At 67.0% G+C, this 11,271-nt stretch carries 12 protein-coding genes; 3 read left to right on the forward strand and 9 right to left on the reverse strand.

The features are described from left to right. Positions 1-21: 21 nt before the first annotated feature. The 7 genes from ACYVO7_RS01880 to ACYVO7_RS01910 all read right to left on the reverse strand — a co-directional run bounded on the left by ACYVO7_RS01880 (position 22) and on the right by ACYVO7_RS01910 (position 6,843). A complete protein-coding gene (locus tag ACYVO7_RS01880; protein ID WP_460448151.1) occupies positions 22-1,491 on the reverse strand; it encodes a CpaF family protein in 1,470 nt (489 codons plus the stop codon). A gap of 74 nt (positions 1,492-1,565) precedes the next feature. Continuing rightward, complete coding sequence (locus tag ACYVO7_RS01885; protein ID WP_460448152.1) at positions 1,566-2,837, reverse strand: CtpF protein; 1,272 nt, start codon at positions 2,835-2,837, stop codon at positions 1,566-1,568. Continuing rightward, positions 2,837-3,565 carry a CpaD family pilus assembly protein gene (locus tag ACYVO7_RS01890; RefSeq protein ID WP_460448153.1) on the reverse strand — a complete coding sequence of 243 codons (729 nt, stop codon included), beginning with the start codon at positions 3,563-3,565 and terminating at the stop codon, positions 2,837-2,839. The genes ACYVO7_RS01885 and ACYVO7_RS01890 overlap by 1 nt, the downstream gene beginning before the upstream one ends. Before the next feature lie 65 nt (positions 3,566-3,630). Beyond that, a complete protein-coding gene (locus tag ACYVO7_RS01895; RefSeq protein WP_460448154.1) occupies positions 3,631-5,064 on the reverse strand; it encodes a type II and III secretion system protein family protein in 1,434 nt (477 codons plus the stop codon). 20 nt (positions 5,065-5,084) lie between these two features. Next, positions 5,085-5,873, reverse strand: coding sequence for a Flp pilus assembly protein CpaB (cpaB, locus tag ACYVO7_RS01900; protein ID WP_460448155.1), 789 nt, complete (start codon positions 5,871-5,873; stop codon positions 5,085-5,087). 134 nt (positions 5,874-6,007) lie between these two features. Continuing rightward, positions 6,008-6,520, reverse strand: coding sequence for an A24 family peptidase (locus tag ACYVO7_RS01905; RefSeq protein WP_460448156.1), 513 nt, complete (start codon positions 6,518-6,520; stop codon positions 6,008-6,010). Between the two features lie 149 nt (positions 6,521-6,669). Next, positions 6,670-6,843 (reverse strand): Flp family type IVb pilin, encoded by a 174-nt coding sequence (locus tag ACYVO7_RS01910; RefSeq protein ID WP_406856159.1) that lies wholly within the window; start codon positions 6,841-6,843, stop codon positions 6,670-6,672. 303 nt (positions 6,844-7,146) lie between these two features. Here ACYVO7_RS01910 and ACYVO7_RS01915 point away from each other — a divergent pair, with 303 nt between their 5' ends. The 3 genes from ACYVO7_RS01915 to ACYVO7_RS01925 all read left to right on the forward strand — a co-directional run bounded on the left by ACYVO7_RS01915 (position 7,147) and on the right by ACYVO7_RS01925 (position 9,039). Further along, positions 7,147-7,626 carry a pilus assembly protein N-terminal domain-containing protein gene (locus tag ACYVO7_RS01915; RefSeq protein ID WP_460448157.1) on the forward strand — a complete coding sequence of 160 codons (480 nt, stop codon included), beginning with the start codon at positions 7,147-7,149 and terminating at the stop codon, positions 7,624-7,626. A gap of 119 nt (positions 7,627-7,745) precedes the next feature. Beyond that, entirely contained in the window at positions 7,746-8,372 is a 627-nt protein-coding gene (locus tag ACYVO7_RS01920) for a TadE/TadG family type IV pilus assembly protein (protein ID WP_460448158.1), read from the forward strand. A gap of 10 nt (positions 8,373-8,382) precedes the next feature. Beyond that, positions 8,383-9,039, forward strand: coding sequence for a TadE/TadG family type IV pilus assembly protein (locus ACYVO7_RS01925; RefSeq protein ID WP_460448159.1), 657 nt, complete (start codon positions 8,383-8,385; stop codon positions 9,037-9,039). A 61-nt stretch (positions 9,040-9,100) separates the two neighbouring features. On the opposite strand, the gene ACYVO7_RS01930 is transcribed toward ACYVO7_RS01925, so the two are convergent. Next, positions 9,101-10,600 (reverse strand): phosphomannomutase/phosphoglucomutase, encoded by a 1,500-nt coding sequence (locus ACYVO7_RS01930; protein WP_460448160.1) that lies wholly within the window; start codon positions 10,598-10,600, stop codon positions 9,101-9,103. A gap of 112 nt (positions 10,601-10,712) precedes the next feature. Continuing rightward, positions 10,713-11,255 carry a retropepsin-like aspartic protease family protein gene (locus ACYVO7_RS01935; RefSeq protein WP_460448161.1) on the reverse strand — a complete coding sequence of 181 codons (543 nt, stop codon included), beginning with the start codon at positions 11,253-11,255 and terminating at the stop codon, positions 10,713-10,715. Between the last annotated feature and the right edge of the window lie 16 nt (positions 11,256-11,271).

Genomic DNA, 11,271 nt, shown 5'->3' on the forward strand with positions numbered 1-11,271 from the left:
CGCCGCGTCCCCCGCGACCGATCAGGCGATCTTGGCATCGTCGACTTCTTCCATGCCGTCGAGGGCCGCCGCGAGGCGGTTCTCCTCGTTGTAGTATCGCGCCCGCTCCCACATGCGGGGGCGGCCGATGCCGGTCGACTGATGGCGGCCGATGAGGCGGCCGGAGGGATCCTCGCCCAGGATCTTATAGATCATGATGTCCTGGGTGATGATGGTGTCGCCCTCCATCCCCATCACCTCGGTGATGTGGGTGATGCGGCGCGAGCCGTCGCGAAGGCGGGCGGCCTGGACGATGATGTCCACCGACGAGCAGATCATCTCGCGGATGGTGCGCGACGGCAGCGTGAAGCCGCCCATCGTGATCATGGATTCGATGCGCGACAGCGCCTCGCGCGGCGAGTTGGCGTGCAGCGTGCCCATCGAGCCGTCATGGCCCGTGTTCATGGCCTGGAGCAGATCGAACGCCTCCGGGCCGCGGACCTCGCCGACGATGATGCGCTCGGGACGCATGCGCAGGCAGTTCTTGACGAGGTCGCGCATGGTGACCGCGCCGTTTCCCTCCAGGTTGGGCGGGCGCGTCTCCAGGCGCACCACGTGCGGCTGCTGGAGCTGCAGCTCCGCGGCGTCCTCGCAGGTGATGATGCGCTCGTCGTCGTCGATGTAGCGGGTGAGGCAGTTCAGCAGCGTGGTCTTGCCCGAGCCGGTGCCGCCCGAGACGACGACGTTGCAGCGCACGCGGCCGGCGATCTGCAGGATCTGCGCGCCTTCCGGGCTGATCGAGCCGAACTTGGTCAGCTGGTCGAGGGTCAGCTTGTCCTTCTTGAACTTTCGGATCGTGAGCGCGGCGCCGTCGATGGCCAGCGGCGGGGCGATCACGTTGACGCGCGACCCGTCGGGCAGGCGCGCGTCGCAGATCGGCGAGGATTCGTCGACGCGTCGGCCGACCTGGCTGACGATGCGCTGGCAGATGTTCATCAGCTGCGCCGCGTCGCGGAAACGCGTGTTCGTGAGCTGGATCTTGCCGGCGACTTCGATATAGGTCCGCTCCGGGCCGTTCACCATGATGTCGGCGATGTCGTCGCGCGACAGCAGCGGCTCCAGCGGCCCGTAGCCGAGCACGTCGTTGCAGATGTCGTCGAGCAGCTCCTCCTGCTCGGCGATCGACATCACCAGGTTCTTGAGCGCGATGATCTCGTTGACGATGTCGCGGATTTCCTCGCGCGCGGCGTCGCTGTCCAGCTTGCTCAGCTGCGACAGGTCGATCGCCTCGATGAGGGCGCCGAAGATCGTGCTCTTGGTCTGGTAGTAGTCCTCCGACTTCGACCTCTCGGCGGCGGCCGCGGTCGGATGGGACTTGGGCGCGGACGGCGCGGGGACGTCGAGATGCGGCACGGTCAGGGGCGGCGGCTCGCTCAGGCGCACCCCGGCGGGCGCAGGCGAAAAGCCGCCGCCGGGCTTCATCGTTCCTGGAGTGGAGCGCTTGCCGAACATGCTGTTTCCTTATGACGACCCGGCGTTTCGGAGTGGTGAACGCCGGTCCTTCTGGTGAACGTCAAATTTCCGGGTCAACCCTTGGCTCGCGCCAGCCGGCTGAGGAAGGGCGGCAGCCGGGACCGGCTGGGCTTCTTGACCTCCGAGCGCCCCACGAGGGTCCTGGCGAGATCGAGGATCGATTCGGTGATCCGGCCATTGGCCTGGATCTCGGCGATCATCTGGCCGTTGTTCGCCGCCGTCCCGAACAGATGCGGGTCGAACGGGATCACGGCCGAAGGCTCGCAGTCGAGCGCCTTGGCGAACTCTCCCACGCCGATCTCGGGCCGTTTCGGGACCCCCAGCATGTTGATGACGAGCTTCGGCCGATGATCGTTGGTGCGGGTCTGCCGCAGCACGTCCATCAGGATCTTGGCGTTGCGCAGATTGGCGAGGTCCGGCGCCGCCACGATGGCGATGTCGTCCGCCCCGATCAGCTGCCGCCGGGTCCAGGCCGTCCACTGGTGCGGGACGTCGAGCACGACGCAGGGCGTCGACGCCCGCAGGATGTCGATCGCCCCGTCGAAGCTGGTCTCCGGGAAGTCGTAGAGCCGGTCCAGCGTGGCGGGCGCGGCGAGCAGGTGCAGCTGCTCGGAGCATTTGGAGAGCAGCCGATCCATGAAGGCCGCGTCCAGGCGGTCCGGCGCGAACACGGCCTCGGCGATGCCCTGCGGCGGATCCTGGTTGAAGTTCAGGCCGGCGGTGCCAAAGGGCAGGTCGAGATCGGCGATCACCGTCGCGGTGGACAGGCCCCGCGAGATCGCCCAGGCGAGGTTGTGCGCGATCGTGGACGCGCCCACGCCGCCCTTGGCGCCGATCACCGCCACCGTCCGGCCGACCGGGTCGGCTCCCGGAGCGTGGTAGAGCTCCGAGACGGACTTGATGAAGCCCAGCGTCGTGATGGGGGCGATCAGATAGTCGCTGACGCCGCGGCGCAGCAGCTCGCGGTATAGGACGACGTCGTTGAAATGGCCGATCACCACGACCTTGGTGCCGGCGTCGCAGCTCTCGGCGAGCTCGTCCAGCGAGCTCAGCAGCTTGGCGCCGTCGCCCTGGGCGTATTCCAGGATGACCAGGTTGGGAGTCGCGGCGGTCCTGTAGACCTCCACGGCCGCCTGCGCGCCGCCCATCTGGACCTTGAGATGCGCCTTGTCCATCCGCCGGTCGGCGTTGGCCTCCTCGATGGTCCTCGCGACGGCCGAGGTCTCGCAGAAGGCCTGGATCGCGATTCGCGGAACGGGTCCGATGTGCCCGACCTCGGACGCGTCCTGCGTCCGGGCCATGGCCGACATGCTCTCTCTGGCCATCAGTTCACTACCCCGTTCACGGCCGCCGCTTCCGTCTTCCACGTGGTGCTCGGGTCGGAGCCCTTGCGGGCGTCGTCGAACACCTTCATGCGCTTGAGGACGTCGGACCGCTCCTCGACGCGCGAGCGTTGCAGGTCGAGCGGATCGGCGACCTGGTTGGCCAGGGCGGTCTGGCTGGCGCAGCCGAAGTTGTAGTAATCCCGGTTCTGCCAGCCCTCGATCGTGCCCCCCGTTCCGCCGACGTCGGTGCGGAACTGGCCGCACTCGGAGGTGACTTTCGCCTGCAGCTTGCTGAAGACCAGCCGGACCGGGCTGGCCAGGGAATTGCCGGGCCCGGGGTAGCTTTGCACCTGCAGATAGGCGCGGCTGACGCCTGCGGCCGCGAGGGCGGACCGGACCGCGTCCGCTCCCCGGCGGGACGCCGCCGGCGCGTTCGGCTCGACCGGGACCAGCACCGTCATCGGCCCGCGGCCGGAGCGGCGATACTCCGCCGCGAAGGCCCGCAGGTCCTCCGCCTGGCGGGCGTCGAGGCCGGTCATGTTCCGGCTGATGAACAGGTCCAGCGTGTTGGGGGCGTAGGTGAGCGCGATCGGGTGACGGACCCGGTAGTCGGCTGGATAGATCGAGGCGGTGACCTCGCCGTCGGTCCTGCAGCCGGCCGTCATCGCGGAGGCGGCCAGGACCGCTCCGAGCGCCGCTGCACGGGACCGGGCTGCAGTGTTGGACATGATGAGCTTACCCATGAGGACGTTGAGGGGTCGTGTGGTCGGCCGGGAGCGCATGCGGTCCTCCATCACTCGACCACGAAGCCGGCTCGGCCCTTGTAGGCGGCCCGGGCGGATCCGGCGCCGTTGACGCCGTAGATCCGGTTCAGCTGGCCCATCAGGATCGCCTGCGGGTCCGTGGAGTCGGCGAAGCCGTCGGTCGGACGGGCGACCTCCTGGGCGTTGGTGGGCTTGGCGATGTAGGGCGTGACCGTGATGAGGAGTTCGGTCTCTTCGCGGATGTAGTCGCGAGACCGGAACAGCGCGCCCAGGATCGGCAGGTTCATCAGGCCGGGCAGACCGTTGATGGTCTGGCTGCTCCGGGTCTGCATCAGGCCCGCCGAGGCCAGCGTCGCGCCGGAGGGCAGCTCGACCGTGGTCTCCATCTTGCGGGTCTTGAAGGACAGCGCGACGATGCCGGTGGCGGTGTTGATCTGGTTGGACGGGTCGATGTCGGTGACGTCGGTCGACACGTGCAGGACGATCCGTCCCTCCGACATCACGATCGGGGTGAAGTTCAGGGCCACGCCCACCGTCTTGTACTCGATGCCGTAGACGCAGCGCGCCGTCCCGGCGTCGCAGGTCGTGGAGCCGGCGGTCGGGATCTGCCCTCCGGCCGTGAACTTGGCGCTCTCGCCCGAGATGGCGGTGAGCGTGGGCTCGGCCAGGGTCTTCATGAGGCCGGCGCGCTCGGCCGCGTTCAGGGTGAACTTCGTCCCGTTCAGGGTCGCCGAGATGGCGTTGGCCGGAGGCGAGCTGAACGGATTGGTCAGCCCGAGCGCGCCGGCGAAGTTGCCGAGCTGCCAGTTCCCGGTGATGTTGATGCCGAGCTGCTTGAGCACGTTGCGCTGGATCTCGGCGATCGTGACCTTGAGCATGACCTGCTCGCGGCCGCGGACCGTCAGCGAGTTGACGACCGTGCCGGTGACGCCCGTCGCTCCGACGAGGCTGGTCCCGACGAAGCCCTTGGCGATGTCCATGGCCTGGAGCGCGTCGCCCGCGGACGCGACCGTGCCGGTCAGCACGATCGTGTCCTGGACGGCCACGATGTTGACGTCGCTCGTCGGCATCGCGGTCTTCAGGATGCGCCTGAGGACGTTCAGGTCCCGCCCGATGTTCACGTCCAGATTGGCGATCTGCCGGCCCTCGGTGTCCATCACGACGACGTTGGTCTGGCCGTCGGCCGCACCGATCACGAAGATCTTGCGCGTCGACCTGACGATCGCGTTGGCCACCTTGGGGTTGGCGACGAACACCTCCTTGGCGTCCCGCGGCAGGTCCACGATGACCGACTTGCCGATGCCGAGATCGATTCGGCGGGCCTGCCCGCCTTCGCTGTCGGACACCGTGATGGCGGGCGGCGATTGCTGGGCGTGGACGGTTCCGGCCGGGCCGAGAGCGCCCAGCAGCAGGGCGGCGATGGCGGCGTGACGGCGGACCGCGGCGAGCAAAGACATTTTCATGATCGTATTTCCCTGTCCCGTCACCGCTGCGAGGACGTGCCGTAGCGAACGATGGTGAGGTTCACGTCTTCGGGCTTCACGATCTGCTCGTCGGTCTTGGTCATGTCCCGGAGGCTGCGGAGCGACAGGGAGAGCTGCCCCTGGCGCTGCGCCAGGGTCACGGTCTCGACCTGGCGCGGGTCGAGCTCCAGCGTCGCCGTCTCGCCGACGACGACCTTTTCGCCGTTCCGCTCCTGGATGTTCTGGCCGATCGCCAGGACCCTGATGTTGCGCAGCAGGGTTTCGCTCACGACCACGTCCGTTCCCTGGACCTTGGAGGCGGCGTCGTCCCGGTAGATCCGGATCACGTCGACCCTGTCGTTGGGGAGGATGAAGCCGCCCGCCGTGTTGGCGCCGCGGTTGTCGATCGTGATCGCGATGGCGCGGGAGCCGGCGGGCAGCATGGCGGAGAGCACGCCTGCCGTGTCGCTCTTGATCAGCTTCTCGCGGCGGACAGGCTCGCCCGGCAGCATGGAGACGCGGGCGATGGACCCGGTGAAGTCCTCGACGCCGGTCGGCTGCGCCTGGCGGGTGATGAAGCCGTCTCCCGCGCCGTCAGCCGGCCAGGTCTGCCATTTGAGCTCCTTCTGGCCCACCGTCCCACCGAGCGGGATCTCGACGGCCGAGACCAGCACCTCCACGGTCCTGATGGCCGGCGCCGCCTGTTGCACCGGCGGAGGAGCGGCGGGGTCGGAGCCCGACGCCAGATACGCCGCGACCGCACCGGCCGAGACGGCGATACCCAGGATGGCGATACGCGCAGGGGTCATGTGAACCTGTCCAGATCGAACCGAGCCGAAGACATCGGCCCGTTCCCGATCAGGATCATCGCGTCATCATGGTTAAGGATTAGTAATCCCGAAATGCGGAAGCAATCATTCCTCAAGTCCGTGCGAGGGTCCGACTATACAGTCAGAGATTGCATCCAGATCTGGCTGTCGGGGTAGACCGCCAACCCTGCCGCGGCCAGGGCGATGCCGTAGGGCACCCCGGTCTGGTGATGATGCAGGTGGAGCAGCCACGGCCAGCGCGCGAATTGAGGCAGCGGGAAGGTTCTGAAATTCAGGAGAGCGAGGGTGAGCGCGCCGCCGAACAGCGAGGCGATGGCGCCGTATTCGATGAGCAGGGATCCCCAGCCCATCCACATCGCGGTCACGGCCGCGAGCTTGGCGTCGCCGCCCCCGATCCAGCCCGCCGCGAACATGCCGAAGGTGATCAGCAGCACGAGCCCCCCTGCGGCGAAGTGCATCAACCACGTCTCCCACGGCAGCCCGACCGCCAGGCCCATGACGATGAAGCCCGCGAACAGCAGCAGGGAGACCCGGTTCGAGATCCGCATCGAGAGAAGGTCGCTGCACGCGGCGTAGGCCATCAGGGCCGGGAAGAGCGACAACAGAGCGAAGTGGGTCAGGGTCATCGGGCCGTCCTGCGTCGAATGGCGCTAGTCGAAGACCGAGTATGGACCAAAGAAGTTGATCCCTCGTTAGGAGGCGCGAGCGACGCCGCCCTAAAGAAAACGGCCCCGCGTGGGGGCCGTTCTCGTCTCAAGCACAGACGCGCGGCGGATCAGTTGGCCGAGCCGACGTTGGTGCTGATCTTGTTGAAGGTCGAGTTCAGGTTGGACTTCAGGCCCTGCAGAGCGGCGATGATGCCGACCGCAATGATGGCGGCGATCAGGCCGTACTCGATGGCCGTCGCGCCAGACTCGTCCTTCACGAAACGCGAGAAAAGGGTCTTCATGATCTGCTCCTTGCGAACACTGTTGCACCCGTCTGGCTTTTCTTTGCGTGCATTGACCGAAACTCGCCAGAACCGATTACGACCATAGGTTGTGGTCAGTTGCATCCAGGTTAATCGCCGGGCCCAAAACACAACTTTTGCGTGCGTCACGATTGAGGGTTAATGCCTGCTATACAGGCGGACGTCGGCGCTTCTGCTTCAAACGGGCGTCCCGCGCGGCCGGAGGCGCCCTCCGGCGGCCTCGTTATCTCAATATTCACCATTCTGACCCAGTCTTCGCCTCACATCGACCGAGGACTCATCATGCTTGCTTCCCGCTTCGCGAACGCCGACACCATCGTGACGTCGCTGGCGGTTCGCGCGGCCTGCGCGATCCTGCTCGGCGCGGCCGCCGTCGCGCCGGCCGCCGCCGTCGACAGCATCGTCGTCCAGACGGACCGCGCCCAGGTGCTGAAGATGCCGCCGAAGGCCACCACCATCGTGATCGGCAACCCGATGATCGCGGACATCGCCGTCCAGAAGAACGGCTCGATGATCCTCACCGGCAAGAGCTACGGCGTGACCAACCTGATCGCCCAGGATTCCAGCGGCGCGGTGATCGGGGAATCGCTGATCCGCGTCGAGGCTTCGGCGGACAACGTCATCGTCGTCCAGCGCGGGATGGAGCGCGAGACCTACTCCTGCGCTCCCAATTGCCAGCCGACGCTGTCGCTGGGCGACGTTCCCCGCCACTTCGACGGCGTGGGCGGACAGACGACCGTCCGGAACGGCCTCGCCAAGTAGGCGACGGCCGCCGCCCCGGCGTCGACCGCCGTTTCCATCGATCTTCTTTCGAACTTGTTAAGCAAGACGTTCTTCTGATCCTGCCTTTTGCAAGTCAGCAAGGTAACATCAACGGGTTCATGCCCATGGTGCTTGGCCAGAGCCTGATCTGGCCCTTGCGAGACTTCATCATGAAGGTGTTCCCGTTTCGAAACGCACTCGGCGCCAAGCGCCGCTTGATGCGGCGTCTGCGCCGTGACGAGCGCGGTTCGACTGCGATCGAATTCGCCATGCTGGCGATCCCGTTCATGAGCCTGATCTACGCCATCTTCGAAACGTCGATGGTGCATGTGAGCGGCCAGGTGCTGCAGACCGCGGTGACGGACGCATCGCGCAAGATCCTGACCGGCCAGGCGCAGTCGGGAAGCTGGACGCAGCAGAAATTCAAGGACGAGGTCTGCAGCCGCGTGAAGGCGATGTTCGACTGCAAGAACCTGCTGCAGGTGGACGTCCGCACGGTGGGCAGCTTCGACACCGCCCAGATCGACGGCCCGCCGATCGACAGCGGCAAGAACCTCGACACCAGCGGCTTCGCCTTCAATCCGGGCGGACCCAAGACGATCAACATCGTGCGGGCGGTGATCGCCTACCCGATCGTCGTTCCCCTGATCGGAACCAGCTTCGTGAACCTGAAGGGCGGCAAGATGCTGATCATGGCGACTGCCGCGTTCCAGACCGAGCCCTATGCGGCTCCGAGCTCGCCGTGAGATGACCAGCATGACAGCCCTCTCCGCCGCGGCCCGCGCCTTCGCCGCCCGACGTCTCCGTCCCTGCGCCGATTTCGTGCGGGACGCGCGCGGGATCGCCGCCATCGAATTCGCCCTGATCTTGCCGGTGATGCTCAGCCTGTATATCGGCTCGGTCGAAGTCAGCATGGGCCTCAGCGCCGACCGCAAGGTGGTGCTGCTGACGCGCACCCTGGCCGACCTGGTCAGCCAGAACGACACGACCGAGATCAATCAGCTGAAGACGATCATGAACGCCGGAAAGGTCGTGCTCTCGCCGCTCAAGACCGCCGACGCCCGGATGCGGATCACCAGCATCGCGATCTCCAACACCTCCGGCAAGGAGGCGACGGCCTGCTGGAGCGAGGTCGGACCGAGCTCGCCCAGCGGCTGGACCGCCTATGCGCGCGGGCGGACGTTCAACACGGCCGAGGTTCCCTCGGCGCTGCGCAGCGACAGCGGCACGTCGCTCGTGATGGCGGAAGTCGAGTACACCTACAAGCCCGTGATGGGCTACGTGATCACCGGCTCCCTCAACCTCCAGGAGCGCATCTTCATGCGCCCCCGGATCTCGACCTATGTGGGCCGGACGGAGTCCAGCATTCCCAGCAGCGGCAAGCCGGCGACCGGGCAGACCTACTGCTCCTGACCGCCGTCCGGCCGGCGCCCAAGCGGCCCGCCCGTCGGGCCGCTTCGCGTTTCCGACAGGGTCAGATCGTCTGGTTGTAGGCGCCGACCTCGGGGTTTTCCCGCAGGACGCCGTCGACGGCCTTGAACATCGCGCGCATGCGTTCCTCGGAGACCGGACTCTCGATCACCACGACCAGCTCGGGCTTGTTCGAGGACGCCCGCACCAGCCCCCAGGTGCCGTCGGTCGCGGTCACCCGCACGCCGTTCACGGTGACGAGATCGCGGATCGGCTCGCCGGCGATGGTCTCGCCCTTGGCCTGCATGTCCTGGAAGCGCTTCACCACCCGTTCGACGACCTGGTATTTGACCTCGTCGTCGCAATGGGGAGCCATCGTGGGCGTGCCATAGGTCTTGGGCAGGTCGCGGTAGAGGTCCGCCATCGACTTCTCGGGGCTGCGGTCCAGCATGTCGAGCACCGCGATGGCCGTCACCAGGCCGTCGTCGTAGCCGCGTCCCACGGGCTTGTTGAAGAAGAAGTGCCCCGATTTCTCGAACCCGGCCAGCGCCTGCAGGTCGGCGACGCGGCGCTTGATGTAGGAGTGGCCGGTCTTCCAGTAGTCCGCCTTCACGCCGTTGGCCTGGAGGACCGGGTCGGTGGCGAAGAGGCCGGTGGACTTCACGTCGACCACGAAGGTCGCGTTGGGGTGCAGCTTGGAGAGGTCGCGCGCCAGCATCACGCCGATCTTGTCGGCGAAGATCTCGTTGCCCTCGTCGTCCACCACGCCGCAGCGGTCGCCGTCGCCGTCGAAGCCGAGCCCGACATCGGCGCCATGCTCCTTCACGGCGTGCGCGATGGCGTGCAGCATCTCCATGTCTTCGGGGTTGGGATTGTAGCGCGGGAAGCTGTGGTCGAGTTCGGTGTCGAGCGGGATCACCTCGACCCCGAGCTTCTCCAGGATCTGCGGCGCGAACGCGCCGGCCGTCCCGTTGCCGCAGGCCGCGACCACCTTCAGCTTGCGCCGGATGGGCGCGCGAGAGGTCAGGTCGGCGATGTAACGCTCGGGGAAGTTCTCGACATAGTTGTAGGATCCGCCCTCGGCGGTCCGGTACTCGCCCTTCAGGACGATGTCCTTCAGGCGGTTCATTTCGTCCGGCCCGAAGGTGACGGGGCGCTGCGACCCCATCTTGACGCCCGTCCAGCCATTGTCGTTGTGCGAGGCCGTCACCATGGCGACGCAGGGCACGTCGAGCTCGAACTGGGCGAAATAGGCCATCGGCGACATGGCCAGCCCGATGTCGTGGACCTTGCAGCCCGCCGCCATCAGCCCGCTGATCAGCGCCAGCTTGATCGAAGCCGAGTAGCCGCGATAGTCGTGGCCGGTGACGATCTCCGGCTTGACGCCCATGTCGCGGATCATGGTCCCGAGGCCCATGCCGAGGGCCTGGATCCCCATCAGGTTGATCTCTTTCTCGAACAGCCAGCGGGCGTCATACTCCCGGAAGCCGGTGGGCTTGACCATCGGAATGGTCTCGTACTCGTAGGTGTTGACCTTGAGGGCGGGTACGGGCTTGGGGAACATGGGGCCTGTCGCTGCAAGAGGAGAAGGGCGTCGCAAGCCATACCTGAACGGCGCGCGCTTGCAACGGTTCCAGCACCCTTGACGCCGACTGCGGCGGAAGCTTGGCCTGCGGCTACTGCGTCAGGATCAGCCGTCCGTCGGAAACCTCCATGCCGGTCAGGCGGCGCAGGAAGGACATGCCGAGCAGCGTCCCGCCGAGGCGGCCCTGGGGCAGCACCATCGCTTCGACGTCCCGCAGGACGATGTTGTCGATGCGCACCTCGCGCAGCCGGACGGCGGCCGCCTTGACGACGCCGTTGGCGGTCGAGACGGGGATCTGGAAGTCCGCTCCGGCCGGGAAGACTCCGGCCCGCTGCGCATCCTCCGCCGACATCGCCACCACCGAGGCCCCGGTGTCGACGAGGGTCCGGATCTTCACGCCGTTGATGGACGGCTCCGCCGAGAAATGCCCGCGCGGATCCGCCGCCAGCACGACGGTGGCGCGCCCGTAGGAGCCGTGGAGCTGGCCCTTGGGCGCGGCCGGCGGCGCGGCGACCTGCGCCGAGGCGGCCTGGGCCATCGGGGACGCCGGCCGGGCCGGGAGGTTTCCGGCGAACCGCACCGCCACGACGCTGGCGACGATCATCAGGGCCGCCCCAAACGCGATTTTCAGCATCGAACCCTCCGTCTCG

Source organism: Alsobacter sp. SYSU BS001988 (assembly GCF_054796215.1).

What these genes read in the sequence shown, in the direction of transcription:
- ACYVO7_RS01880 (WP_460448151.1), bottom strand. Translation starts at nt 1,491, where the DNA reads ATGTTCGGCAAGCGCTCCACTCCAGGAACGATGAAGCCCGGCGGCGGC.
- ACYVO7_RS01885 (WP_460448152.1), bottom strand. Translation starts at nt 2,837, where the DNA reads ATGGCCAGAGAGAGCATGTCGGCCATGGCCCGGACGCAGGACGCGTCC.
- ACYVO7_RS01890 (WP_460448153.1), bottom strand. Translation starts at nt 3,565, where the DNA reads ATGTCCAACACTGCAGCCCGGTCCCGTGCAGCGGCGCTCGGAGCGGTC.
- ACYVO7_RS01895 (WP_460448154.1), bottom strand. Translation starts at nt 5,064, where the DNA reads ATGAAAATGTCTTTGCTCGCCGCGGTCCGCCGTCACGCCGCCATCGCC.
- cpaB (WP_460448155.1), bottom strand. Translation starts at nt 5,873, where the DNA reads ATGACCCCTGCGCGTATCGCCATCCTGGGTATCGCCGTCTCGGCCGGT.
- ACYVO7_RS01905 (WP_460448156.1), bottom strand. Translation starts at nt 6,520, where the DNA reads ATGACCCTGACCCACTTCGCTCTGTTGTCGCTCTTCCCGGCCCTGATG.
- ACYVO7_RS01910 (WP_406856159.1), bottom strand. Translation starts at nt 6,843, where the DNA reads ATGAAGACCCTTTTCTCGCGTTTCGTGAAGGACGAGTCTGGCGCGACG.
- ACYVO7_RS01915 (WP_460448157.1), top strand. Translation starts at nt 7,147, where the DNA reads ATGCTTGCTTCCCGCTTCGCGAACGCCGACACCATCGTGACGTCGCTG.
- ACYVO7_RS01920 (WP_460448158.1), top strand. Translation starts at nt 7,746, where the DNA reads ATGCCCATGGTGCTTGGCCAGAGCCTGATCTGGCCCTTGCGAGACTTC.
- ACYVO7_RS01925 (WP_460448159.1), top strand. Translation starts at nt 8,383, where the DNA reads ATGACAGCCCTCTCCGCCGCGGCCCGCGCCTTCGCCGCCCGACGTCTC.
- ACYVO7_RS01930 (WP_460448160.1), bottom strand. Translation starts at nt 10,600, where the DNA reads ATGTTCCCCAAGCCCGTACCCGCCCTCAAGGTCAACACCTACGAGTAC.
- ACYVO7_RS01935 (WP_460448161.1), bottom strand. Translation starts at nt 11,255, where the DNA reads ATGCTGAAAATCGCGTTTGGGGCGGCCCTGATGATCGTCGCCAGCGTC.